The sequence below is a fragment of the Nonomuraea sp. NPDC003754 genome (genome assembly GCF_053605785.1).
In genome coordinates, this window is record NZ_JBSGJX010000020.1 from 111,386 (window position 1) to 131,126 (window position 19,741).

Annotated in this window: 22 protein-coding genes and 1 pseudogene; 14 read left to right on the forward strand and 9 right to left on the reverse strand. The window is 71.6% G+C overall.

The window, feature by feature from the left end; all coding sequences use genetic code 11:
• Positions 1 to 12 precede the first annotated feature (12 nt).
• From ACWEVS_RS24735 to ACWEVS_RS24755, 5 genes are all read left to right on the forward strand, one after another.
• Positions 13 to 768: an HAD family hydrolase gene (locus ACWEVS_RS24735; protein ID WP_449930414.1), complete on the forward strand. Its 756-nt coding sequence runs from the start codon at positions 13 to 15 to the stop codon at positions 766 to 768.
• On the forward strand, positions 765 to 3,155 hold the full coding sequence (locus ACWEVS_RS24740; RefSeq protein WP_452553530.1) for a glycoside hydrolase family 65 protein: 2,391 nt from the start codon (positions 765 to 767) through the stop codon (positions 3,153 to 3,155). The genes ACWEVS_RS24735 and ACWEVS_RS24740 overlap by 4 nt, the downstream gene beginning before the upstream one ends.
• Positions 3,156 to 3,197: 42 nt before the next feature.
• Complete coding sequence (locus ACWEVS_RS24745; RefSeq protein ID WP_452553532.1) at positions 3,198 to 3,344, forward strand: hypothetical protein; 147 nt, start codon at positions 3,198 to 3,200, stop codon at positions 3,342 to 3,344.
• Between the two features lie 75 nt (positions 3,345 to 3,419).
• Complete coding sequence (locus ACWEVS_RS24750; protein ID WP_452553533.1) at positions 3,420 to 4,208, forward strand: glycerophosphodiester phosphodiesterase; 789 nt, start codon at positions 3,420 to 3,422, stop codon at positions 4,206 to 4,208.
• A 189-nt stretch (positions 4,209 to 4,397) separates the two neighbouring features.
• Complete coding sequence (locus tag ACWEVS_RS24755; protein ID WP_449930420.1) at positions 4,398 to 5,372, forward strand: alpha/beta fold hydrolase; 975 nt, start codon at positions 4,398 to 4,400, stop codon at positions 5,370 to 5,372.
• 247 nt (positions 5,373 to 5,619) lie between these two features.
• On the opposite strand, the pseudogene ACWEVS_RS24760 reads toward ACWEVS_RS24755, so the two are convergent.
• From ACWEVS_RS24760 to ACWEVS_RS24775, 4 genes and pseudogenes are all read right to left on the reverse strand, one after another.
• A pseudogene (locus ACWEVS_RS24760) lies at positions 5,620 to 5,737 on the reverse strand (transposase); the annotation flags it as partial.
• Positions 5,738 to 5,759: 22 nt separating this feature from the next.
• Complete coding sequence (locus ACWEVS_RS24765) at positions 5,760 to 6,164, reverse strand: hypothetical protein (protein WP_452418494.1); 405 nt, start codon at positions 6,162 to 6,164, stop codon at positions 5,760 to 5,762.
• Positions 6,161 to 6,526 carry a PadR family transcriptional regulator gene (locus ACWEVS_RS24770; protein WP_452553535.1) on the reverse strand — a complete coding sequence of 122 codons (366 nt, stop codon included), beginning with the start codon at positions 6,524 to 6,526 and terminating at the stop codon, positions 6,161 to 6,163. The genes ACWEVS_RS24765 and ACWEVS_RS24770 overlap by 4 nt, the downstream gene beginning before the upstream one ends.
• A 13-nt stretch (positions 6,527 to 6,539) precedes the next feature.
• Complete coding sequence (locus ACWEVS_RS24775; RefSeq protein ID WP_452553537.1) at positions 6,540 to 6,746, reverse strand: hypothetical protein; 207 nt, start codon at positions 6,744 to 6,746, stop codon at positions 6,540 to 6,542.
• A gap of 528 nt (positions 6,747 to 7,274) precedes the next feature.
• Between ACWEVS_RS24775 and ACWEVS_RS24780 the strand changes: the two genes are divergently transcribed.
• From ACWEVS_RS24780 to ACWEVS_RS24800, 5 genes are all read left to right on the forward strand, one after another.
• Positions 7,275 to 7,922 carry a hypothetical protein gene (locus ACWEVS_RS24780; protein WP_449930428.1) on the forward strand — a complete coding sequence of 216 codons (648 nt, stop codon included), beginning with the start codon at positions 7,275 to 7,277 and terminating at the stop codon, positions 7,920 to 7,922.
• A gap of 202 nt (positions 7,923 to 8,124) precedes the next feature.
• Positions 8,125 to 8,568, forward strand: a complete 444-nt coding sequence (locus ACWEVS_RS24785; RefSeq protein ID WP_452418490.1) for a hypothetical protein — start codon at positions 8,125 to 8,127, stop codon at positions 8,566 to 8,568.
• A 122-nt stretch (positions 8,569 to 8,690) separates the two neighbouring features.
• Positions 8,691 to 8,975: a hypothetical protein gene (locus tag ACWEVS_RS24790; protein WP_452553539.1), complete on the forward strand. Its 285-nt coding sequence runs from the start codon at positions 8,691 to 8,693 to the stop codon at positions 8,973 to 8,975.
• Between the two features lie 151 nt (positions 8,976 to 9,126).
• Entirely contained in the window at positions 9,127 to 9,333 is a 207-nt protein-coding gene (locus ACWEVS_RS24795) for a hypothetical protein (RefSeq protein WP_452553541.1), read from the forward strand.
• 234 nt (positions 9,334 to 9,567) lie between these two features.
• On the forward strand, positions 9,568 to 10,008 hold the full coding sequence (locus tag ACWEVS_RS24800; RefSeq protein WP_449930436.1) for a PaaI family thioesterase: 441 nt from the start codon (positions 9,568 to 9,570) through the stop codon (positions 10,006 to 10,008).
• Here ACWEVS_RS24800 and ACWEVS_RS24805 read toward each other — a convergent pair.
• The 3 genes from ACWEVS_RS24805 to ACWEVS_RS24815 all read right to left on the reverse strand — a co-directional run bounded on the left by ACWEVS_RS24805 (position 9,998) and on the right by ACWEVS_RS24815 (position 13,736).
• Positions 9,998 to 10,258, reverse strand: a complete 261-nt coding sequence (locus ACWEVS_RS24805) for a hypothetical protein (RefSeq protein ID WP_452553543.1) — start codon at positions 10,256 to 10,258, stop codon at positions 9,998 to 10,000. The two genes, ACWEVS_RS24800 and ACWEVS_RS24805, sit on opposite strands and share 11 nt — an antisense overlap.
• 318 nt (positions 10,259 to 10,576) lie before the next feature.
• Positions 10,577 to 12,502: a glycosyl hydrolase family 8 gene (locus tag ACWEVS_RS24810; protein ID WP_452553545.1), complete on the reverse strand. Its 1,926-nt coding sequence runs from the start codon at positions 12,500 to 12,502 to the stop codon at positions 10,577 to 10,579.
• Positions 12,503 to 12,677: 175 nt separating this feature from the next.
• Positions 12,678 to 13,736 carry a hypothetical protein gene (locus tag ACWEVS_RS24815; protein WP_452553546.1) on the reverse strand — a complete coding sequence of 353 codons (1,059 nt, stop codon included), beginning with the start codon at positions 13,734 to 13,736 and terminating at the stop codon, positions 12,678 to 12,680.
• Positions 13,737 to 13,981: 245 nt separating this feature from the next.
• On the opposite strand from ACWEVS_RS24815, the gene ACWEVS_RS24820 reads away from it, so the two are divergent.
• From ACWEVS_RS24820 to ACWEVS_RS24835, 4 genes are read left to right on the forward strand one after another with little or no spacing between them, the layout of a single operon-like run.
• Positions 13,982 to 15,523, forward strand: a complete 1,542-nt coding sequence (locus ACWEVS_RS24820; RefSeq protein ID WP_452553548.1) for a phenylacetate--CoA ligase family protein — start codon at positions 13,982 to 13,984, stop codon at positions 15,521 to 15,523.
• Positions 15,520 to 15,966: a DUF4188 domain-containing protein gene (locus ACWEVS_RS24825; protein WP_449930446.1), complete on the forward strand. Its 447-nt coding sequence runs from the start codon at positions 15,520 to 15,522 to the stop codon at positions 15,964 to 15,966. Before ACWEVS_RS24820 ends, ACWEVS_RS24825 begins: the two co-directional genes overlap by 4 nt.
• A complete protein-coding gene (locus tag ACWEVS_RS24830; protein ID WP_452553550.1) occupies positions 15,963 to 17,036 on the forward strand; it encodes a hypothetical protein in 1,074 nt (357 codons plus the stop codon). Before ACWEVS_RS24825 ends, ACWEVS_RS24830 begins: the two co-directional genes overlap by 4 nt.
• The gene (locus ACWEVS_RS24835; RefSeq protein WP_452553552.1) at positions 17,033 to 17,968 is read left to right on the forward strand and encodes a hypothetical protein; all 936 of its coding nucleotides are present in this window, start codon (positions 17,033 to 17,035) and stop codon (positions 17,966 to 17,968) included. Before ACWEVS_RS24830 ends, ACWEVS_RS24835 begins: the two co-directional genes overlap by 4 nt.
• A gap of 16 nt (positions 17,969 to 17,984) precedes the next feature.
• Here the strand turns inward: ACWEVS_RS24835 and ACWEVS_RS24840 are convergent, their stop codons facing one another.
• Together ACWEVS_RS24840 and ACWEVS_RS24845 are read right to left on the reverse strand one after the other, a co-directional pair.
• Entirely contained in the window at positions 17,985 to 18,500 is a 516-nt protein-coding gene (locus ACWEVS_RS24840) for a MarR family winged helix-turn-helix transcriptional regulator (protein ID WP_449930452.1), read from the reverse strand.
• Between the two features lie 34 nt (positions 18,501 to 18,534).
• Entirely contained in the window at positions 18,535 to 19,737 is a 1,203-nt protein-coding gene (locus tag ACWEVS_RS24845) for a PP2C family protein-serine/threonine phosphatase (protein ID WP_449930454.1), read from the reverse strand.
• Positions 19,738 to 19,741: the final 4 nt, after the last annotated feature.

Below are 19,741 nucleotides of genomic sequence, written 5' to 3' on the forward strand. Positions count from 1 at the left end.
ACGGGGAATGCGGTGAAGGGAAACGACCTGGGACTGCCCGGCGGCGTGCGGGCGTGCCTGTTCGACCTGGACGGCGTGCTCACCCGGACGGCCACGGTGCACGCCGCCGCGTGGGAGGAGATGTTCGACGGCTACCTGAGAGAGCGGGCCAGGGCGCGCGGCGAGCCGTACGTGCCCTTCGACCCGGTGGCCGACTACGACGACTACGTGGACGGCAGGCCCCGCGCCGACGGCGTCCGCGCCTTCCTCGCCTCCCGCGGCATCGAACTGCCCGAGGGCAGCCCCGACGACCCGCAGCGGGCCGATACCGTGAAGGGGCTGGCCGACAGGAAGAACGTGATCCTGCTGCGCAAGATGAAGCAGGACGGCGTGCGGCCTTACGAGGGGTCGGTGCGCTACGTCAAGGCGGCGCGGGAGGCGGGGCTGCGCCGCGCCGTGGTCTCCTCCAGCGCGAACTGCCGCGACGTGCTGGTCGCCGCGGGCATCGAGGACCTGTTCGAGGTGCGTGTCGACGGGCTCACGGCGGAGCGGGAGCACCTGGCGGGAAAGCCGGCGCCGGACATGTACCTGGCGGGCGCGCGGGCGTTCGCGATGGACCCGGCCGGCTGCGCGGTGTTCGAGGACGCCCTCGCGGGAGTGGCGGCGGGCCGGGCCGGCGGCTTCGGGTTCGTGGTCGGCGTCGACCGGGCGGGCCAGGCGGCCGAGCTCAGGGCGCACGGCGCCGACGTCGTGGTGAAGGACCTGGCCGAGCTCCTGGAGCACCCGTGATCAGCCATGCCGCCTTCCCCACCGAGCCGTGGTGCCTGCGCGCCACCTACCTCGACCTGGACGTCCTGGCCCACTACGAGTCGCTGTTCGCGCTGTCCAACGGCCACATCGGCTGGCGGGGCAACCTCGAGGAGGGCGAGCCGCACGGCCTGCCGGGCTGCTACCTCAACGGCGTCTACGAGCTGCGGCCGCTGCCGTACGCGGAGGCGGGCTACGGCTACCCGCAGTCCGGCCAGACCGTCATCAACGTGACGAACGGCAAGCTGATCCGGCTGCTCGTCGACGACGAGCCGTTCGACGTCCGCTACGGGGAGCTGCGCTCGCACGAGCTGCTGCTCGACCTGCGCGCCGGGGTGCTGCACCGCCGGGCCGAATGGGCCTCGCCCTCCGACGACGTGGTGCGCGTGTCCTCTACCCGGCTGGTGTCCTTCACGCAGCGCTCGGTGGCGGCCATCTGCTACGACGTGGAGACCCTGGCCCGCCCGGTGCGGCTGGTGGTGCAGTCGGAACTCGTCGCCAACGAGCCGCTCCCGCCGCCCGGCGGCGATCCACGGGTCGCCGCCGCGCTGCAGGCCCCGCTGCTCGGCCTGGAGCACGGCGCCAAGGACGCTCGCGCAGGGCTGCTGCACCGCACCAGGGAGAGCCGCCTGATCGTCGCGGCGGGCATGGACCACGTCGTCGAGGGGCCGGACAACGTGCTGGTCAGCGCCGAGAGCGGGCCCGACCTCGGCCGGGTGACGGTGACGGTGTTCCTCAGCCCGGGGGAGCGGCTGCGCCTGGTCAAGTTCGTCGGGTACGGCTGGTCGGCCGCGCGGTCGGAGCCTGCCGTACGCGACCAGGCGGCCGCCGCGCTCACCGGCGCGGTGCAGACCGGATGGGACGGCCTGCTGGCCCAGCAGCGCGCCTACCTCGACACGTTCTGGGGCAACGCGGACGTGCAGGTCGACGGGGACGGCGAGGTCCAGCAGGCGGTGCGCTTCGCGATGTTCCACGTGCTGCAGGCCGGCGCTCGGGCGGAGGGCAGGGCGATCCCGGCCAAGGGGCTGACCGGGCCCGGCTACGACGGGCACAGCTTCTGGGACACCGAGGCGTACGTGCTGCCCCTGCTCACCCAGGTCCTGCCGGACAGCGCCGCGCACGCGCTGCGCTGGCGGCACTCCACCCTGCCGCTGGCCATGGAGCGGGCACGCCAGCTCGGCCTGCGCGGCGCCGGCTTCCCGTGGCGGACGATCAACGGCGAGGAGTGCTCGGGGTACTGGCCGGCGGGCACCGCGGCCTTCCACATCAACGCCGACATCGCCGACGCGGTCGTCCGCTACGTCGACTGCACGGCGGACGAGGACTTCGACCGCGGGATCGGGCTCGAACTGCTGGCGCAGACCGCGCGGCTGTGGCGGTCGCTGGGGCACCACGACGCCCAGGGCCGCTTCCACATCGACGGGGTGACCGGACCCGACGAGTACAGCGCCATCTCCGACGACAACGTCTACACCAACCTGATGGCCCAGCAGAACCTGGTGGCCGCCGCCGAGGCCGCGGGCCGCCATCCCGAACGCGCCCGCGAGCTCGGCGTCGACCAGGAGGAGATGGCCGGCTGGCGCGACGCGGCGGAGGCGATACACGTCCCCTACGACGCCACGCTCGGCGTCCACCCCCAGGCGGCCGGGTTCACCGGCCACGAGGTGTGGGACTTCGCGGCCACCACCGACGAGCAGTACCCGCTGCTGCTGCACTTCCCCTACTTCGACCTGTACCGCAAGCAGGTGGTCAAGCAGGCCGACCTGGTGCTGGCCATGTTCCGGCGTGGCGACGCCTTCACCCCCGAGCAGAAGGCCCGCAACTTCGACTACTACGAACGGCTCACCGTCCGCGACTCCTCCCTGTCGGCGGGCGTCCAGGCGGTGCTCGCCGCCGAGGTCGGGCACCTGCGGCTGGCCTACGACTACGTGGCCGAGGCCGCGCTGATGGACCTCGACGACCTGGAGCACAACACCCGCGACGGGCTCCACATCGCCTCGCTGGCGGGCAGCTGGATGGCCCTGGTCAACGGCCTGGCCGGCATGCGCAGCCGGCGCGGCGGGCTGACCTTCGCGCCGCGCCTTCCCGACGGGCTGTCGCGGCTCGGCTTCACCATCGTGATGCGGGGGAGCAGGCTGGCGGTGCGGGTGGACCAGGGCAGCGCCACCTACACGCTGCTCGACGGCGACCCGCTGCCCCTCCTGCACCACGGCAAGCCGATCATGGTCGCCCACGGCTCGCCCGTCACCTGCCCCGTTCCGGCGCCGCCGCCGGCGACCGCCGCGCCCCGCCAGCCGCGCGGGCGCGAACCGGCCCGGCGCCGCCTGCGGCCGGCGGAGGGCGCCTCCTCCATGACGGCCGCCACCTGAGCGCGCGGCCTGAACGTCTGGCGGTAGGCCGTCGTCGAGGCCATGCAGAAGATCAACGTGGCCATCCTCAACCCGGTTTTCATGATCCTGTTCATGGGTGGCCTGGTGGTCCCGCCACCGCTCGTTCGGCTGCTTCGTGTGGGCGCTGATCGTCCACGCCCGGTCCCGCGGCTGACGCCCGGTGCTTGATCGCGGGTCAGCGGGATCACTAGGCTCCCGCCACGTAGATCGTCCGTTGTGCCGAACGACTCCCCTAGGTGGCAGATGACGAAGCGCAGGACCGGCGTCGCGTTGGCGGCCGCCGGGCTCGTGGCCGGTTCCCTCACCGGCGCCCCGCCGGCCGTCGCGGGCGCGCCGGCCTGCCCGCTGGTCTTCGGGCACGGCGGCTACCCCCACGACCCGGCCGACATGGCCAAGGACCAGGTCCGCCAGCCCAACAGCGGTCGTGGCGTCGACGACCAGAAGTCCTGGGGTGCCGCAGGCGTCGAAGCCGACGTCCAGCTCACCAGGGAGGGCACCAAGGCGGTGATGTGGCACAACACCTCCACCAACGGCCTGACGGGGACCCGGCGCGACATCACCGACATCTGGTGGGCCTACGGGAGCGACAACCTGCAGAGCCGCCGCGTCTCCCGCGGTCCCTACACCGGCGAGCGGGTGTACACGCTGCGGGAGTGGCTGGACCATGTGGCCGCCAGGAACCTGGTCGCCCTGCTCGAGATCAAGCCCGAGACCAAGGCCGTCCTCACCTCCGGCCACGCGGCGCGCGGATGGAAGGAGATCTCCGACCCGATCGTCGAACGGCAGGGCAGGCAGCGGATCCTGGTCTACTCGACCGACTCCTGGATCCAGGGCGAGCTCGCCAGGCGCCATCCCGGGCTGCTCAAGGGGTCGGCCGCCCGGTGGACCGACAGCGTCGGATGGGACGAGCCGCCACCGGACTGGCGCGGCAACACGGCCCGCTGGCAGGCCGTCCTGAACCAGGCCCCCAAGAGCGTGATGACCAACTACACCAAGGACTACCGGGCCTGGCTGGCCGGACGGTGCGTCTAGAGCCGCCGGCCGCCCGCACCGGCCACCGGCGCGGCCGGCCCGGGGCCCGGGACCGGCCCTGGGACCGCGCTCCCACGGCCGCGTCGTCCTGCCGGAGGAGAGGGCGGCGGCGGCCGGGGCGCGGGTCGTAGCGGCGGCTCCGTCTGCGCGGAGGAGGTGACGGGCGGGCCGCGTCCCTAGGTTCGAGGCATGACGCGTGGAGATGCGCCGGCGGCACGGCCGCGGCGGCGGCTGCTGCGGCGGGGCGCCCTGTGGGCCGCGGGCCTGCTCGTGCTGGCCGTGAGCGGGGGATTCCTGTACGAGACGGTCGCCCGGCAGGGCGACGCCGCACGCCACCGGATGCCGGGACGGCTGGTCGACGTCGGCGGCCACCGCCTGCACCTGCACTGCACAGGGACCGGCGCGCCCACCGTCGTCCTGGAGGCGGGCCTGGCCGAGTCGAGCGCGAGCTGGGAGCCGATCCAGCGGCGGCTGTCAGAGGGCAACCGGGTGTGCTCCTACGACCGGGCCGGATACGCGTGGAGCCGGCGGAGCCCGTCGCCGCCGACCGCCGAGCGGGCCGCCGAGGACCTGCACGCGCTGCTGGCCGCCGCGGGTGAGGCGGGTCCCTATGTCCTGGTCGCGCACTCCTTCGGCGGCAACAGCGTGCGGATCTTCGCCGACCGCCGGCCGGAACTCACCGCCGGCCTGGTGCTGGTCGACGTCACCGACGAGACGGCCGCCGGGGCGATCGAGGTCTCCCGGCCGCTGCTGGCCGTCCAGTTCACCGCCTACCAGCTCGCCGCCCGCCTGGGCCTGCTCCGGCTGTTCGGCGACGCCTTCGTGCCGGCCTCGGCCACCGGGGCGGCTCGCGAGCACGCCGTCGTCGTCTACGGCTCCGGCAGCATGGCGGCCGCCCGGGCCGAGGCGTGGGCGGCCGCCGACGGCGCCGCACAGGTGCGCGCGACGGTCCGGCCGCGGGCGTGGGGCGACCTGCCGGTCGTGGTGATCTCCCCGTCCGGCCAGGAGGCGACCGCTACGGCACGCGCTGCGGACCTCGCCGCCCTGTCGACGCGCGGCCGGCTGGTGGTCGCCGACACGGCCGACCACTACGTGCACATCACGCGGCCCGGCCTGGTCCTCGACGCCGTCCAGGAGGTGATCGCCGCGGCCCGTACGCGGTGAAGGGAGGGTCAGGCGGAGGTGGGCAGGATCCAGGTGCTGCCGGCTACTCGGCGCAGGCCAAGGTTGAGCAGACGGCGGAGGTTGAGCGCTGCCATGCGGGTGCGCAGCCACCAGTGGGCGGCGGCGGTGTCGCGATGGCGCAGACGGCGGCAGCGGCCTTCAGGCTCAATCAGCCAGGCGATGGAGCGTTCGACCATGGGCCGGTGCTGCCGGTTCTGGGCTGGTGTGTCGCCGGGAATCACCCGAACGCGGGCTTTGGCGAGGATGCCCAGGCCCATGTAGCGGCGTGCTTCGACCCACTCGTCGGTCTGCTCGGCCAGTACAGCCCCGACCAGCCGGATGATCGCGGCCCGGTTGGGGAAGATCTGCTCGCCTCATCTCACGCCTTCAATCGCTTGGTGGCACGGCGCCAACTCTCCGCCGCGACGGAAACGGGCTGCGGCGGCGGCCCCAGGTTAGTTTCACCGTTCTCTCGAGCGTGAGAGTAACCAGCCCGGGGTCGCTTCTCCGGAACCTTGCGCCTCTTCGTAGGTCTCGGAGGTGATCCCAGACGCGAACCCCCGTGCCGGCACCTAGGAATCCGATGGCCGTGAACAGCTTGAGCAGCTTGCCGGGCCGCGAGTCGATCAGCGCGATCAACTCCTCGGCGCGGACCTGCGCGCGTATGGAGTCCCGATACCGAAGGTGAGCGGACCAGCGGACGAGCCTCTTCGCCAGCCACGGCGAGACGTCGCACATCTCGTTGACGATCAGGCCCGCGACGAAGGCGAATATGATCTCCCAGCCGCTCAACGAGCACCTCCGGCCAGTAGCGTGTTCAGCCAGGCGAGCGGCGCGAAGCCGAGCGCCGGGCGGGTCGTGAGCGCGGACGGGCGGCGCTGGGCCAGGAGAGCGCGGGCGGCGGGCACACCCTCGCCGGTCAGCTCGTAGAACCGGCGACGCGGGCCGGGCTGGTCGTCGGCGAGTTCTTCCCATCTCCCCTTGACCCAGTGGGCGTCTTCGAGCCGGTCGAGGACCTTGTAGACGGTGGGACCGGCGCGGCCGGTGGCTTTCATGATGGCCCAGCCGTGCATCTCCTCACTCCGTTGCTGGGCCTGAACCAGCGCTTCGAGGACGTCCAACGTGGGCTGTGTGACTCGTTCAATGCCCGCCATAGATCTATCTTACCTAGATGAAATAAGGTATTGCTGACGACGACTCCTCCGGGATGCCGTGCAGCTCGCCCTGCCAGACCAGGGCCTCCATGCCGGTGACGAGGTGGCCGTGACGTTCCGCGGCATCCTCGGAAGCCTCGATCCCGCGCAGGACGAGCCTGGCGTGGGTTGCCGCCCTTGTACGCGATGATCGCGGCAAGCCGATAGCCGTCAGCCTCATCCAACGTGCGCCCCTTCGATGGGGGCGCGGCGCGGCTCAGACGTCTACTCGGGATGGGGTCTTCGGCGTCCCGGTGCACACGGTGGTCTGCGGCCAACGCCATCAGCTTCCGCCGCGCCCCCGGCACCGCGCCCGCGTGGCTGGCCGTACGGCGGCGCCGGCTGGCCTGGCCGGTACCTCGAACGCCGTGGAGAAGGTCCCGTCAACCTGGCCCTGGTACACACAGGCTCGACCGCCGCCCGAACCGAGTCACGTCCAAGAACGGGAAGCCCATACAGGCGTGCGCCAAGCAGGGAGAACTCGGGGCTTACAACCGCACTCATGACGACTGAGGGAAGGCCCGCGAGGAACGACGCGGACAGACACCCTCGCAAGTCCCAACGCGGCCCATAGACAGGAAAGTTCACGGCGGAGCAGCATGACGACGCCACGCTGCGGCCCGCCCATCCACCCTGCTGCGCTCCGAGCCCGGCGGGCGCTTCCGATCCGTCTGCGACCGTGGCGGATACCGGGTGCGACACTTGGCCGGTGGACGAGGGGCTGGGCGTGGCTGTGGGACGGCTTCGGGAGGTGTTCGCCCGCTACCCGCGCCGGGCGGTCCTTGACGGGTGTCCGCACTGTCGCGGTTCGGTGCGGGTGGATGAGCATGACCTGTTCGCACTGACGATCAGCCTGGGGAACACGGTCGGGACCGACGACGACGTGAAGAGTCTGCTGCCGTTGCTGCTGGAGCGGCTCGTCACGGGAAACGAGCTGTACCCGAGTATGGTCCTGGGCCTGCTGGTCCGGCTGGGCTGGCGGGCCTGGCCCGCAGCTGAGCGGGAGGCTGTCGACGGCTACCTCATGGCGGTCTGGCGGTCGCTGTTGGCGAAGTATCCACCGCAGGTCGGCTCGTTCGGCGACACGGCCGAATTCCTCAGCGTGGTCGGCGAGTTCACCGACAGCGTGAGCCTGTTCCTCGACGATTGGGACGCCATTCGCGGACCAGCGGCAGACCGTCATCTCGCCGACCTGGTGACCGGGTGGGTCAGAGGAGTGCATCTACCCGCCGCGGTCCTCACCTGGCTGCATCGCGACCGGGTCAGAGAGCGCCTGTACAGCGCATTTGAGCGTGATCACGACACGCCGTGGGCCGATGACCTGGCGCGAGCTTACGATGTGCTCGCCTGGCGATGAGCATGCCGGAACCTGGGATGCCGCACAGCGTCGGCCCCATCGGCACTCTGCTCCATGTGAGGCAAGAGCTCCGAAGATCGGCTGCTTAGCGGATTCCCATCCTGTGCAGTGAGATGCCCCCCCGCGCGAGGGAGGCGGATCCCCTTGCCGGGGGAGACCCGTCCCGTGGACGTCGCAGCACAGTGGTAGCCGAGGAGGAGCCATGAGGATTGCGTATGCGGCGATGGCATGGACGGGCCTGTACGTGGCGTCGAAGGTGTCGTACGCCCTGGATGGACGGCTCGGCGTCACGGGCGGGCCGCACGTGTCGCCCGACAGCTACCAGGTGTACGGGCCTGGGGAGGTGGCGCTGGCGCAGTGGGCCAACGCCGGGAGCGCGCTGCTCATCATCGCGGTCCTGATCATTGGCCGGCTCAGCCTGCCGGGGCGGTGGCCGCGCAGGATCCTGCTCGCGCTGCATTGGCTGGTCACGGCGATGGCAGCCGTGGGCGGCGTCGGCATGCTGGGCACCGGGCTGTTCACTGACCGGGGCGGCGCGCTGTTCGGCGGCTACTGTTCGGTGTGGGCCGTCCTGCTGTTCCTGAGCACGCGCGAGCTGCAGCGCCGCCCGACGCGCGAGCTCCCGTTGCGGGCGGTGCCCCGATGACCTCCGCCGAGGACGGGCCGGCGCCGGCCTGGAACTCGTGGGCGCCGCGCGCGGTGCTTGCCTGAGCCCTGCTGTACGGCACGCTCCAGGCGCACTGGGCGTTCGTCGACAGCCCGCCACAGATGTCTCCGGTAGGCGTCGATCTGATCGCTTTCTCCGGGTGGAAGGCGGTCGTGCTCTGTCTGGCCGCGGTGGCGGTCACGGTCGGGCTCGCGCGGCTGCGGCGGTCGATTGTGGCCCGTCGCGTCCTGCTGGCCGGGGCGTGGATCGTGAGCGGGGTGTTGATCGTGGCCGCGGCCCTGTTCGTGCTGGACGTGGTCGGTGGGCTGCTGCCCGGCATCGGCGTGCGGTTCTTTCCGTTGGGCTTCCTCAGCCGTACCGCGTGCCTGACGGAGGAGCGCTGGTAGCCGCTGTGGCCTTGATGCACGCGCGGCGCCTGCGCGGCGGTTGCCTCGCCTGTGGCCGCACGACGGAGGTCGCGCGGGCCGAGCACGCGCCGAGGTGGGCGAAAGGGGCGGCCTACGCCGCCACCGCGGGCTGCGCGGGATATCCATCGCGATGACCGTGCACTTCGGGATGATCCTTACCAAGATGCTGGGCACGCTGGTGAGCGGCGCGGATGACCTCGGCTTCGGCCAGGGGCTGCCTGGCCGGTTCTACTGGGTTTCTGTTCCCATGTACTGGCTGTGGGGGGTGGCTTTTGGTATGGCCGCCATCAGCTACGCCCGCCGCACCCGCCCTCACTGCCGCCGGTGCGACCGCTGACCCCTTCACCGAGCCAACGCGCATCCTGGGCTCCGGGCTCAAGAGGTCCCGGAGTCGGGAGCATGGCTACCCATGCCGAGTCACGGCGGTAGGTGAAGAGGCTCGGCCGTCAGGGCAGTCGGGATCACGTGGCGGGATGATGTCGATCTCCGGACCGCTCGACCGCGAGGGTCTGCGCCAGGGCCAGACCGCGGCGATTCGTACCGCTCCTATTCTGGCCTCTCGTTAGTACCTATGGCCGACGTTGAGAATGGAGAAGCATTGCCCACCATAGAGATCGCCCGCAAGGTCTTGGCGGCCCAGCCGTTCAGCGCTCTACTGGGCGCACGGCTGGTCGCCTTCGGCGACGGAAAGGCAACCTTGGAGCTGGACATTCGCGACGACCTGCGCCAGCAGAACGGTTTCCTTCACGGTGGAGTCCTGGCCTATGCCGCAGACAACGCCTTGACCTTCGCCGCCGGCACTGTGGCCGGCGCGAACCTGGTCACCTCCGGGTTCACCATCGACTATCTGCGGCCCGCCGTCGGCGCGATGCTGCGCGCACGCGCGCATGTCGTCCGCGCCGGCCGGACCCGCGTCGTCTGCCAGTGCGAGCTGTCGACCGTGGGCCCTGATGGTCTCGAGACCCTGTGTGCCGTGGCGCAAGGCACCATCGCAGTTCCGGTCAGCTCGTAAGCGCGTCGGCGAAGGGCGGTAAGGAGTTGAGATCAGTGGGGCTGCGGCGTGTCGCGGTCGGTGAACCTGGGATGATCAGCAACAGGAACGGCAACTCCACGCCCGCCATGGCTATGGCGGGCACCCAGCCGGACGTGGTCATCATCAGCCGGATCCCGCCGACGACCACCACGACCGCGAGTCCGAGCGCCACGGCCGAGCGGCGGGTCAGGTTCATCGCCACCGCGGCCTTGACGGCCCCGAACGCCACGGACAGTGCGCTGATCCCCAGCTCCGCCGCCCCTCGCCGTCGGCGAGCCACTGCTCGAGACAGCGCTCGCGCCGCGCCTTCCCGGGCAGGATCGCGGCGGCTGTGACGATGATCTGGCGCGGGGCCCGCTGGATGGCCGGACGCGCAGCTCCCGACGTGGTCGTCCACCACGCCGTGCCCGCGGTGCCGGCGGGCAGCAGGAACCGCAGCGGCGCCGGCCGGAGCCGGCGACTGACGGCGGGTCCGGCCGGGGCCGGCGTGGGTGGGGCCGGTGCGGGCGGAGTCCGGGGTCACACCCACACCGGCCGGGGTCGGCCGTCAGGGGACCCAGTGGTTGCCGGTCACGGTGATCATGACCTGGAGCTGGATGCTGGCCGCGAAGTAGCTCTCCGCGTCGATCGGGGTGGCGACCATCTTGTTCCACAGGGAGTCCAGCCAGGCCTGGCTGCCGGAGTCGGTCATCGCCGCCACCGCGAACGGGGCGAAGAAGGCGGCGTCGCTGCCGCTGGAGATCTGCGCGCCGTTGAGCCGGTAGCCGATGGCGATCTTGCCGGGGTCGCCGCCGGTCTTGCTCCTGATCCAGGAGTTGAGCTTGCGGGCCGCCGCGAGCGACTTGGCGTCCCCGCTGGTCACCGCGTCGGCGCCGATGCGCCACGGGACGCGGCAGGAGTTCCACCAGTAGTAGCCGTCGTTGACGTGCTCCAGGACCTTGCCAGAGGCCGGCTTGGGCGTGGTGTTGGTGTTGACCACGAAGTCGGGCAGCAGGCCGGTGCCCGAAGCGTAGTTCGCCTGCATCGAGGCGATCAGGTTCTGGTGCGCCGTGCGCACGGTGTCCCAGGTGGCGTCACCGGTCGCCTTCCGGAAGGCACGGAAGTGGTCCACCATCCAGTCGGAGGCGCGGGAGACGTAGTACCGCTGGTCGCCCGAATCGGCCCAGTCGCCCAGCTTGAGGAGGTTGGTGGACGGGTTCAGCTCGTCGTGCTTGATCGCGTTGATGTGCCTGATCGCGAGGTTACGGTAGTTGTAGGTGCCGGAGCTGCCCCACTGGCGGTCGGCCAGGAGCAGGCCGTAGGCGACGTCCATGTCGCCGTCGGTGGCGGCGTCCCCGCCCTCGACGCTCTGGCAGGAGGTGTCCTGCTCGGCGGCCAGCAGGTCGGGGTTGATGGACGAGGGGTGGTCCAGCATCCACTTGACCAGCCCGTCGAAGATCTTCTTGGCGTCGGGGTCGGCTCCGGCCATCGTCGCGGCGATCACCATGCCGTAGCCCTGGGCCTCACCCACGTAGGGGTGGTCGGCGTCGGGGGAGATGACCTGGTACCAGCCGTTGCCGCAGTTCTGCCGGACGAAGGCGGCCTTCCACCGCCGGTAGTAGTCGATCACCTTCTGGTCCAGCGTGGCCTGGTCGCCCGAGGGGCGCAGCATTCCCGCGGCGTAGGGGATGGTGTGGCTGCCGAAGGGGACGGCGGGTCCGCCCTGGCTCGCCTGGGTGGTCGCGGTGATCGCGGTGCTGGCCGGAGAGGTGTTCCCGGCGGCGTCGCGGGCCTTGACGGTGTAGGAGTAGCCGGTCGAGGCGCTCAGCCCGGTGTCGGTGTGGGTGGTGCCCGTGGCGGTGGCGACCCGGGTGCCGTCCCGGTAGACGTCGTACCCGGTGACGCCGACGTTGTCGGTGGCGGCGTTCCAGGCGAGCGAGACGCTGCTGGAGGTGGTGGCCGTGGCGCGCAGGCTCCCGGGGGCGGTCGGGGCCGTGGTGTCGCCGCCGCCGGTGCTGCCGTAGACCTCGAACTCCCACAGCGAGTAGCCGTAGGGCGTGCCGCGGGTCGTGCCGTACAGGCGGATGTAGCGGCCGGTGCCGGTGACGGCCAGGTCGTCGACGGCGCCGTCGCCGGTGCTGGTGGAGTAGGCGTCGGTCCAGGTGGAGCCGTCCGCGGAGGTCTGGATCCGGTAGGCCTTGGCGTAGGCCGCCTCCCAGGTGAGCCGGACCCTGCTGATCGTGGCGGCGGCGCCGAGGTCGACGCTGATCCATTCGGGGTCGTGGCCCTCGGCGCTGGCCCAGCGGGTGCCGGTGTCGCCGTCGACCGCCAGGCCGGCGCCGAAACCGCTGCCCTCCACGGAGGAGGAGGTGGCCGGCTTGCCCTGCGACAGCAGGACGTCCGCCCGCGCGGTGGCGGCCGCTGCCGGGGGTGCTGACAGGATGGGGTGGACGAGGAGGGCGGCCAGGGCGGCGGCTCTCAGACGAGATGTCATGCGCGGGTCCTCCAGGGGGATAGTTAGGAAGACTTCCTAACTAACGCCGCAGGGTAAGGTCCTTCCGGCGCGCGCGCAAGACCCAAGCGGCGATTCGTCCAAGACCCGAGGTCACGGAGGGCGACCAGGGTGGGCGGGCACGGAGGCACCCACCCGCCCACCGTGGAGGCCAGGGTCAGCGCCAGATGACGGCCTGCGTGTTGAGACCGGTGTTCCAGTGGTAGTCGATGAAGCCGGCGATCCAGCCCTGGTTGTTGATGTCGAAAGCTCCGGAGGAGTCCACCCTCACATCGGCGGGCAGCGGCAGGGTCCGGGGCGGGGACGTGGGGCCGGCCCACAGGGTGGCGAAGCCGTACACCTCGCCGACCTTGATGGAGGAGCCGACGATCTGGCCGCGGTCGTTGATGGCCTCGGCGCCGGCGCCTGAAGCGTCGGCGGGCAGGGGAAGGGGCGTCATGGAGGAGCCGTTCCAGAAGAAGCCGCGGCGGCGGCCGTCGGCCGTGTCGGAGTTGCCGACCACCTGGCCGAGGTTGTTGATCGAGCTGGGGGAGCTCATCCCGCCCAGCGTGCCGAGCTCCCGGCCGGTGCCGTCGTGCCACAGGTACGCCCGGTACGTCGACAGCGGGAAGCCGCTCTCGTCCACGGTGTAGTTGTCGGCGCCCACCACCTGGCCGCTGTCGTTGACGGCGTTGGCCGTCAGGCCGGGACGGCGGTCGATGACGGTCTTGACGTCACCGGACAGCAGGAAGGCGCGCTGCTCGGCGAAGCCGGGGGTGGGGGCGAAAGTGGCGATGATGTGCCCGCGGGCGACGTCCGCGCCGCAGAAGCCGGGTGCGCCGTGCGCCCCGAGATCGGTCATCGTGCCGTTCTGCCACAGGAAGGGACTCCACTCACCCGAAGGCAACTCGCTGCAGCCGACGACGCGGCCGTCGTCGTCGACGTCAGAGGCGAAGCTGGTCTCGCCGCCGAGCGTGCCGAGGTCGGTCATCTTGCCGTTCTTCCAGAGGAACGCGTGGCTGAGCCCGGACTCCACCGGGCTGTCGCCGACGACGTGGCCGTGGTTGTTGATACCGCGGGCGATGCTCCACGTGCCGCCGAGGGTGCCGAGGTGGACGGCGCGCAGGGGTGCCGCTGTGCCGGCCGCCGCGGCGTGCGGAGAGGTGATCGAGGCTAATGACGTGGTCGCGGCCAGGGCCACGGCCGTCGCTGCGAGACGGCGGAGGTGTCGGCGCATGCTGAAGGTCCCTTCGGGAGGGGCGGGAGGGGGTCGTGATCACCGTAAGGCCGCTCTCGGCCGGCATTTCTCACGAAGTCCTTACGCCCTGGAGCGCACCGGTCGCCCGGTCGGGCGTCACATGAAATCTACTTTGTAAAGGCGGCTGGCCGGATGTGCGAAACACCCGAGCCGTCCGGCCGTCGGCGGCACATTTTCCGGGCCGTTGACCGGATATCGATAGGTGTTCGCTAAGTTACGCCGGTATGACGCGCAAGAGCCCGCGCCTCGGGCCGCTCACCGCCCGACAGCGCTGGCGCCGGGCCAGGCTGCAGGCGTACTCGTGGCTGCTCACCGGCGCCTACCGGCTGGGCAGCCTGCATCCCGCCGTCTGGCGGTTCGTGGCCCGTTCCTACCATCCGGCCCTCGACCGGCTCGCCCGCGTCCATGCCCGGGTGGCCGGCCAGTTCGCCGCCGTGGACGTGCCCGCCTACCGCGACTTCGTGCGCGGCCACGGCGCCGAGGACGCCAGGCGGCTGGCGGACTTCCCCGAGACGACCAAGCAGAACTACGCCGCCGTCTACGACGAGCAGAGCCGGTGCCAGGAGGGCAGGCTGCACCGGCCAGGCGTGATCGTGGACGAGTCGTCGGGTTCGAGCGGGAAGCCGTACAACTGGGTGCGCGGGCCGCGGGAGCTGCGGGGCATCTACCGCAACGCCGCCGGATACATCGAGCTGGTCTTCCCCGGCGAGAAGCTGTTCGTGATCAACGCCTACTCGATGGGCGCCTGGGCGACCGGCACGACCACCGGCGCCGCCATGGCCCGCATCGCGATGGTCAAGAACACCGGCCCCGACCTGGAGAAGATCGCCGACACGCTGGAGCACTTCGGCCCCGGCTACGACTACGTGGTGGCCGCCTACCCGCCCTTCCTCAAGCACCTGCGCGACCGGCTCGACGCCGCGGGCTTCCCCTGGAAGGACTACCGCATCCGGGGGATGGTCGGTGGCGAGGGCATGACGGAGGCGCTGCGCGACTACCTGGAGGAGCGCTTCGAGGAGGTCCGTTCCGGGTACGGCGCCAGCGACCTGACGATCGGCATGGGCGCCGAGAGCGGTTTCACCGTACGGTTGCGCAAGCGCCTGGCCACCGACCAGCGGCTGCGTGACGCCCTGCTCGGCCCGGGCGAGCAGCGGCTACCGATGATCTTCCACTACAACCCGCTGGAGACCTTCCTGGAGGTCAACGGCTCCGGCGAGCTGCTGTGCACGATCAACACCAAGAGCTGCCTGCAGCCGAAGCTGCGCTACAACGTCGGTGACGAGGCCAGGCTGCACACGCTGGCCGAGGTCAGGCGGGCGCTGGGCGCCGACTACCCGGCCACCTGGACCGACGAGCGGATGAACCTGCCGCTGCTGTTCCTGTTCGGCCGCAAGGACTCGACGATCTCCTACATGGGCGCCAACCTCTACCCGCAGGACGTGGAGTACGGCCTCTACCAGGGCAACCCGTACGCCGCGAGCATCTCCAGGTTCTGCCTGTCGCTGGAGGAGCTGCCCGGCCTGGAGTACCGCCCGGTGATCAACGTCGAGTTGCGCGAAGGCGCCGAGCCCGATCGCGACGCGCTGGCCGGCATCTGCCGTGAGGGCGTCGTGGCCCACCTGCGGCGGGTCTCGCGCGACTTCGCCGAGTCGCTCAAGGAGGACCCGACCGCCGCCGACCTGCGCGTGCGGATCTTCGACAGCGGCGAGGGCCCGTTCGCGGGTCTGACCAAGATGAAGAACGTCTACCTGGTGGAGGACGCGTGAGGACCACCGACTTCAGCAAGGCGCCGCCGCAGGGGCAGGCCACCGCGATGTTCGTCGGCGCCACCCGCTACCGCGGGCCGCTGTCGATCATCACGCTGACCTTCACCTGGTTCCGCATGGTGCGCGACATGAAGCGGATGCGCGGCTACCGCTGGCACAAGGTCTACTGGGAGTTCCCCTTCACGCTGGGCACGCTGGCCTTCTTCGAGGACCGCGACGCGCTGCTGCGCTTCGCCCGCAGCCGCCACCACCGCAGGCTGATGCAGTGGGTGACCGACGGCACCAGGAACGCCACCGGGGGATACATCCGCCTCTACAACGCCGAGCCCGAGGGCTACTCCAACGGCGTCTGGCGGGCGGAGGGCGGTCCGATGGCGCACATCGAGACGTTCACGCCGCTGTCCGCCGAGGAGGGCGAGGGGCCGCGGGTGAGCCGCGGGTGAGCCTGCGTCCCGTCGAGTCCGGGCGCGACCTGCGCGCCTTCCTCGGGCTCACCGACCGGATCTACGGCGGCGACCCGCGTTTCGTGCCGCCGCTGCACGCGACCGTCCGCGCCTGGCATCGCCGGGGCGTACGGCTGTGCCTGCTCGAACGCGGGGGAGAGGTGGTCGGGCGGACCACCCTGCACACCGACGCCGCCCTGGACGCCAAGCTCGGCACGGCCGCGCAGCTGTTCGGGCTGACCGAGTTCACGCAGGAGGCGGGGGAGGAACTGCTGGACGGCATCTGCGCGGCCGGGCGCGCAGCGGGCAGGCAGTCGGTCTTCGGCCCGGTGTCGCTGCTGCCGAACCAGTCGGGCGGGGTCATCACCTCGGGGTTCGGCGAGCGCGGCTTCATCGACAGCGCCTGGAACCACCCGTACTACCCCGGCACCTACGAGCGGACGGGGTTCACCCGCAGGTTCGAGTCCGACACCTGGATCTGCCCGGTGCCCGACGAGCCGGTGTTCGCCTTCGACGACTCCCGCATCGCGGCCGAGGGGCTGCGGATCCACCGCGGCGACAGGAGGCGGATCGGCTGGCAGCTGCCGATCCTGCGCGAGATGCTCAACGCCAGCTTCGCCCAGCTCGGCTACTACACCGAGATCTCGGCCGAGCAGCTGGCCGAGCAGACCGACGGCCTGGCCTTCCTGCTGGACGAGTCGCTGCTGCTGTACCTGACGAAGGCGGGCCGTCCGGTGGCCTTCGTGCTCTGCGTACCCGACATCTCGCGCTTCGTCGCGGAGGTCGGCGGGAACCTGCACCTTCTCAACCAGCTCAGGCTGCTGGCTGTCCGCAAGCGGCACCGCCGCGAGGCCGTGCTCATCATCAAGGGCACCGTCCCAGGGGAGCAGGGCCACGGTTACATGCGCCTGCTGTCCCGCGAGCTGCACGAGGGCCTGCGCCGCGGCGGCTACCTGGCGCTGCGCAGCACCTACGTCGAACGCGTCAACCCGGCCTCCGCCGCGCAGTACGTCGCCATGGGCGGCCGCCCCCTGCACGGCTACACCTTCTACGAGAAGAACCTCACTTGATCGACGAGTTGCGCGCCCTCGAGCCGGACTTCTGGCGCGCGCCCAGCGCGCACAACACCCAGCCGTGGACCCTCACCTACCACGGGGCCGAGGCCATGGTCGGGTGGGACCCGGAGCGCTGCCTGCCGATCGGCGACCCCACCGGCCGCGACCTGCGCCTCAGCCTGGGCGCGTTCGTCGAGTGCTGCCTGATCGTCTGCGCCTCGGCGGGTCTGCGCGTCGGCTTCCGGCCCGACCCCGGCCTGGCCAGGGTGGGCTTCCTGTACGGCACGGCGCAGCCGTACCAGACCCCCTTCACCACGGCGGACGTACGGCGGCGCGGCACCAACCGCGGCGCCTACCACCCGGGAGGCCTGCCCGCCGACGTCCTGGAGCGGCTGCGCGGCCAGGGACGGCTCGAGGCGCGCCGCCTGGCCTGCCGTGACGTGGCGGACCTGCTGCACGCGGCCGACGTGCGCCAGTGGTCCGACGCCGCGGTCACCGGCGAGCTACGCGCGTGGCTGCGGCTGACCCCGGCTCATCCCCGTTACCGGCTCGACGGCCTCACGCACCAGGCGCTGGGGCTGAGCTCCGCCGAGACGGCAGGTCTGCGCGCCGCCCTGGCCGCCTATCCGGCGCTGCGCCGGGTCGGCCTGCCCCGGCTGCTGGCGGGCGCCGCCCGCGGGCTGCTCGACCACGACGGCGACGTGCTGGTGCTGGTCGGGGCCGTGGACGACCAGGTCGAGGCGGGCCGCGCGCTGATGCGGCAGTGGCTGGCGCTGTCCGCGCTCGGCTACGCCACCCACCCGCTCAGCCAGATCATCGACTGCGCCGCCACCCGCGACCGCCTGGCCGAGCGGCTGGGCGTCGCCGACCCGCGGACTCTCCTGCACGTGGCCAGGGTGGGGCGGCCGCTGGCCCCCGCCGTCCGCTCGGCCCGGCTGCTCCAGTGAGCTGACGCCGTCCCGGTCAGGCCAGGAACCGTCCCGCGATGAGGGTCCAGTTCTCGTCGGAACGGTCGACCCGCTGGTCGGTGACCCGGTCGGCGGCCGCGGTGAAGGCCCGCAGCCCGCGCAGGAGAGCTTTGCGGGCCGCGGGCGGCATCTGGTCCATCACCTGGGCCAGGTCGTCGCGGCGCCGCTTGCGCAGCTCCTCCAGCAGGGCCTTTCCCGAGGCGGTCAGGCGGATGGTCAGCTCGCGCCGGTCGTCGTGGGAGGCCGCGCGGCGTACCCACCCCGTCGCCTCCAGGCGGTCGCACAGCCTGCTGGTGGAGGACGGCAGCGCGCCCAGCGCCTCGCCCAGCCTGGCGAGGTTGATCTCGCCGTGGCGCTCGATGGTCAGCAGCGCCTGGAGCTGGGTGGAGGAGACCTGGGTGGCCGCGGAGTGGCGGGAGTACGCCCAGACCGCGATCAGCGCCGCGGCGGCGCTTTCGACGGCGGCCCCGGTGGCGGGGTCGAGGTGACCGAGCTCGTGATGGTCGTTCATGCGGCAATCCAGGTTCGAGCCGAGGGCGCGTCCGTCACATGACGTCGCCCCTGGCGGGGGGAAGGTCATCAGCCTGCTGCTCGGCCGTCCAGTCAAGGCAGACCACGACGGCGTCGTCGAAGACGTCCACGCCTTCTCTGAAGGTCAGCATGCCACGAATCATGGTACGGACCGCCTCGTCGGCCGGTTGGAGGCGTGTGGATCTGACGGCCGACTCCAGCAGCGCCTCGCCGAAGGAGCCGTCCTGCCGCGACCGCGCGTCGTACACCCCGTCGGTCATGACGACGAGCCGGTCGCCGGGTTGGAGCGTGACACTCTGCTCGGTGTAGGCGGTGTTGCCGAACATGCCGAGGGGAAGCTGCTGCTCCAGCTTGATCGTCTCGACGTCGGTGCCGCGCAGGCGCATCATGCGCGGGGAGCCGGCGTCGACGGCGGACAGCTGCCCTGTGACGGCGTCGAAGTGGAGCAGGAGGGTCGAGACGTGCTCGCGCCCGCCGTACTGCGCGTAGACCGCCTCGTCGGCGAGGCCGGCCTGCTCTTCCAGGTTCGCCCCCGAACGGCGGGCGTTGCGCAGCGCGGTGACCGCCAGCGTGGTGAGCAGCGCCGCGCGCATGCCCTCGCCCATGCCGTTGGTGATCGAGACGGTCAGCGAGCCGGGGCCGCAGCTCCAGTCGAAGTTGTCGCCGTAGACGGCGTAGGCCGGTTCGAGCTGGCCCGCGAGCCGGTAGCCGGTACCGCGGTGGCCGTAGCCGGGCAGCAGGCCCCACTGCATCTCGGCGGCCAGCGTCATCCGGGCCAGGCGGCGGGCCCGCTGGTAGCGGTCGGTGAGCCGGTCCGCGCCGAGCAGGCCGTGCGCGAGCGCGGCGGCCACCTCGCCGAAGTCGGGCATCTCGTCGGGCTCGGGCGGGGCGGGCAGGCGGACGCCGAGGACGCCGAACCGTTCGCCGCAGGCCGTGACGGGCAGGTAGAGGGTGCTGTGGGCGTCCTCCCAGAGCGGCTGCTGGGAGGCGAAGGCGCGCCCGGCGGCGCTGGAGTCGATGCGGATCTCGGGGGTCGCCGGGTCGGGGTCGGCGAGCACCGGTCGCAGTGCCACGAGCGCGTAGTCGGCCAGCAGGAGCTCCACGCTCCGCGCGGATCCGTGCCCGATGAGCGCATCGCGGACCGCTTCGGCCAGAGCGTACGGTGCAGCGGCGCGCATCGCTTGGTAGACGGCGTTCAGGCCGTTTCGGAGTGCCACGTGC

What these genes read in the sequence shown, in the direction of transcription:
- ACWEVS_RS24785 (WP_452418490.1), top strand. Translation starts at nt 8,125, where the DNA reads ATGAGGATTGCGTATGCGGCGATGGCATGGACGGGCCTGTACGTGGCG.
- ACWEVS_RS24815 (WP_452553546.1), bottom strand. Translation starts at nt 13,736, where the DNA reads ATGCGCCGACACCTCCGCCGTCTCGCAGCGACGGCCGTGGCCCTGGCC.
- ACWEVS_RS24750 (WP_452553533.1), top strand. Translation starts at nt 3,420, where the DNA reads ATGACGAAGCGCAGGACCGGCGTCGCGTTGGCGGCCGCCGGGCTCGTG.
- ACWEVS_RS24770 (WP_452553535.1), bottom strand. Translation starts at nt 6,526, where the DNA reads ATGGCGGGCATTGAACGAGTCACACAGCCCACGTTGGACGTCCTCGAA.
- ACWEVS_RS24820 (WP_452553548.1), top strand. Translation starts at nt 13,982, where the DNA reads ATGACGCGCAAGAGCCCGCGCCTCGGGCCGCTCACCGCCCGACAGCGC.
- ACWEVS_RS24775 (WP_452553537.1), bottom strand. Translation starts at nt 6,746, where the DNA reads ATGAGGCTGACGGCTATCGGCTTGCCGCGATCATCGCGTACAAGGGCG.
- ACWEVS_RS24810 (WP_452553545.1), bottom strand. Translation starts at nt 12,502, where the DNA reads ATGACATCTCGTCTGAGAGCCGCCGCCCTGGCCGCCCTCCTCGTCCAC.
- ACWEVS_RS24800 (WP_449930436.1), top strand. Translation starts at nt 9,568, where the DNA reads ATGGCCGACGTTGAGAATGGAGAAGCATTGCCCACCATAGAGATCGCC.
- ACWEVS_RS24840 (WP_449930452.1), bottom strand. Translation starts at nt 18,500, where the DNA reads ATGAACGACCATCACGAGCTCGGTCACCTCGACCCCGCCACCGGGGCC.
- ACWEVS_RS24790 (WP_452553539.1), top strand. Translation starts at nt 8,691, where the DNA reads ATGTCTCCGGTAGGCGTCGATCTGATCGCTTTCTCCGGGTGGAAGGCG.
- ACWEVS_RS24795 (WP_452553541.1), top strand. Translation starts at nt 9,127, where the DNA reads ATGACCGTGCACTTCGGGATGATCCTTACCAAGATGCTGGGCACGCTG.
- ACWEVS_RS24745 (WP_452553532.1), top strand. Translation starts at nt 3,198, where the DNA reads ATGCAGAAGATCAACGTGGCCATCCTCAACCCGGTTTTCATGATCCTG.
- ACWEVS_RS24755 (WP_449930420.1), top strand. Translation starts at nt 4,398, where the DNA reads ATGACGCGTGGAGATGCGCCGGCGGCACGGCCGCGGCGGCGGCTGCTG.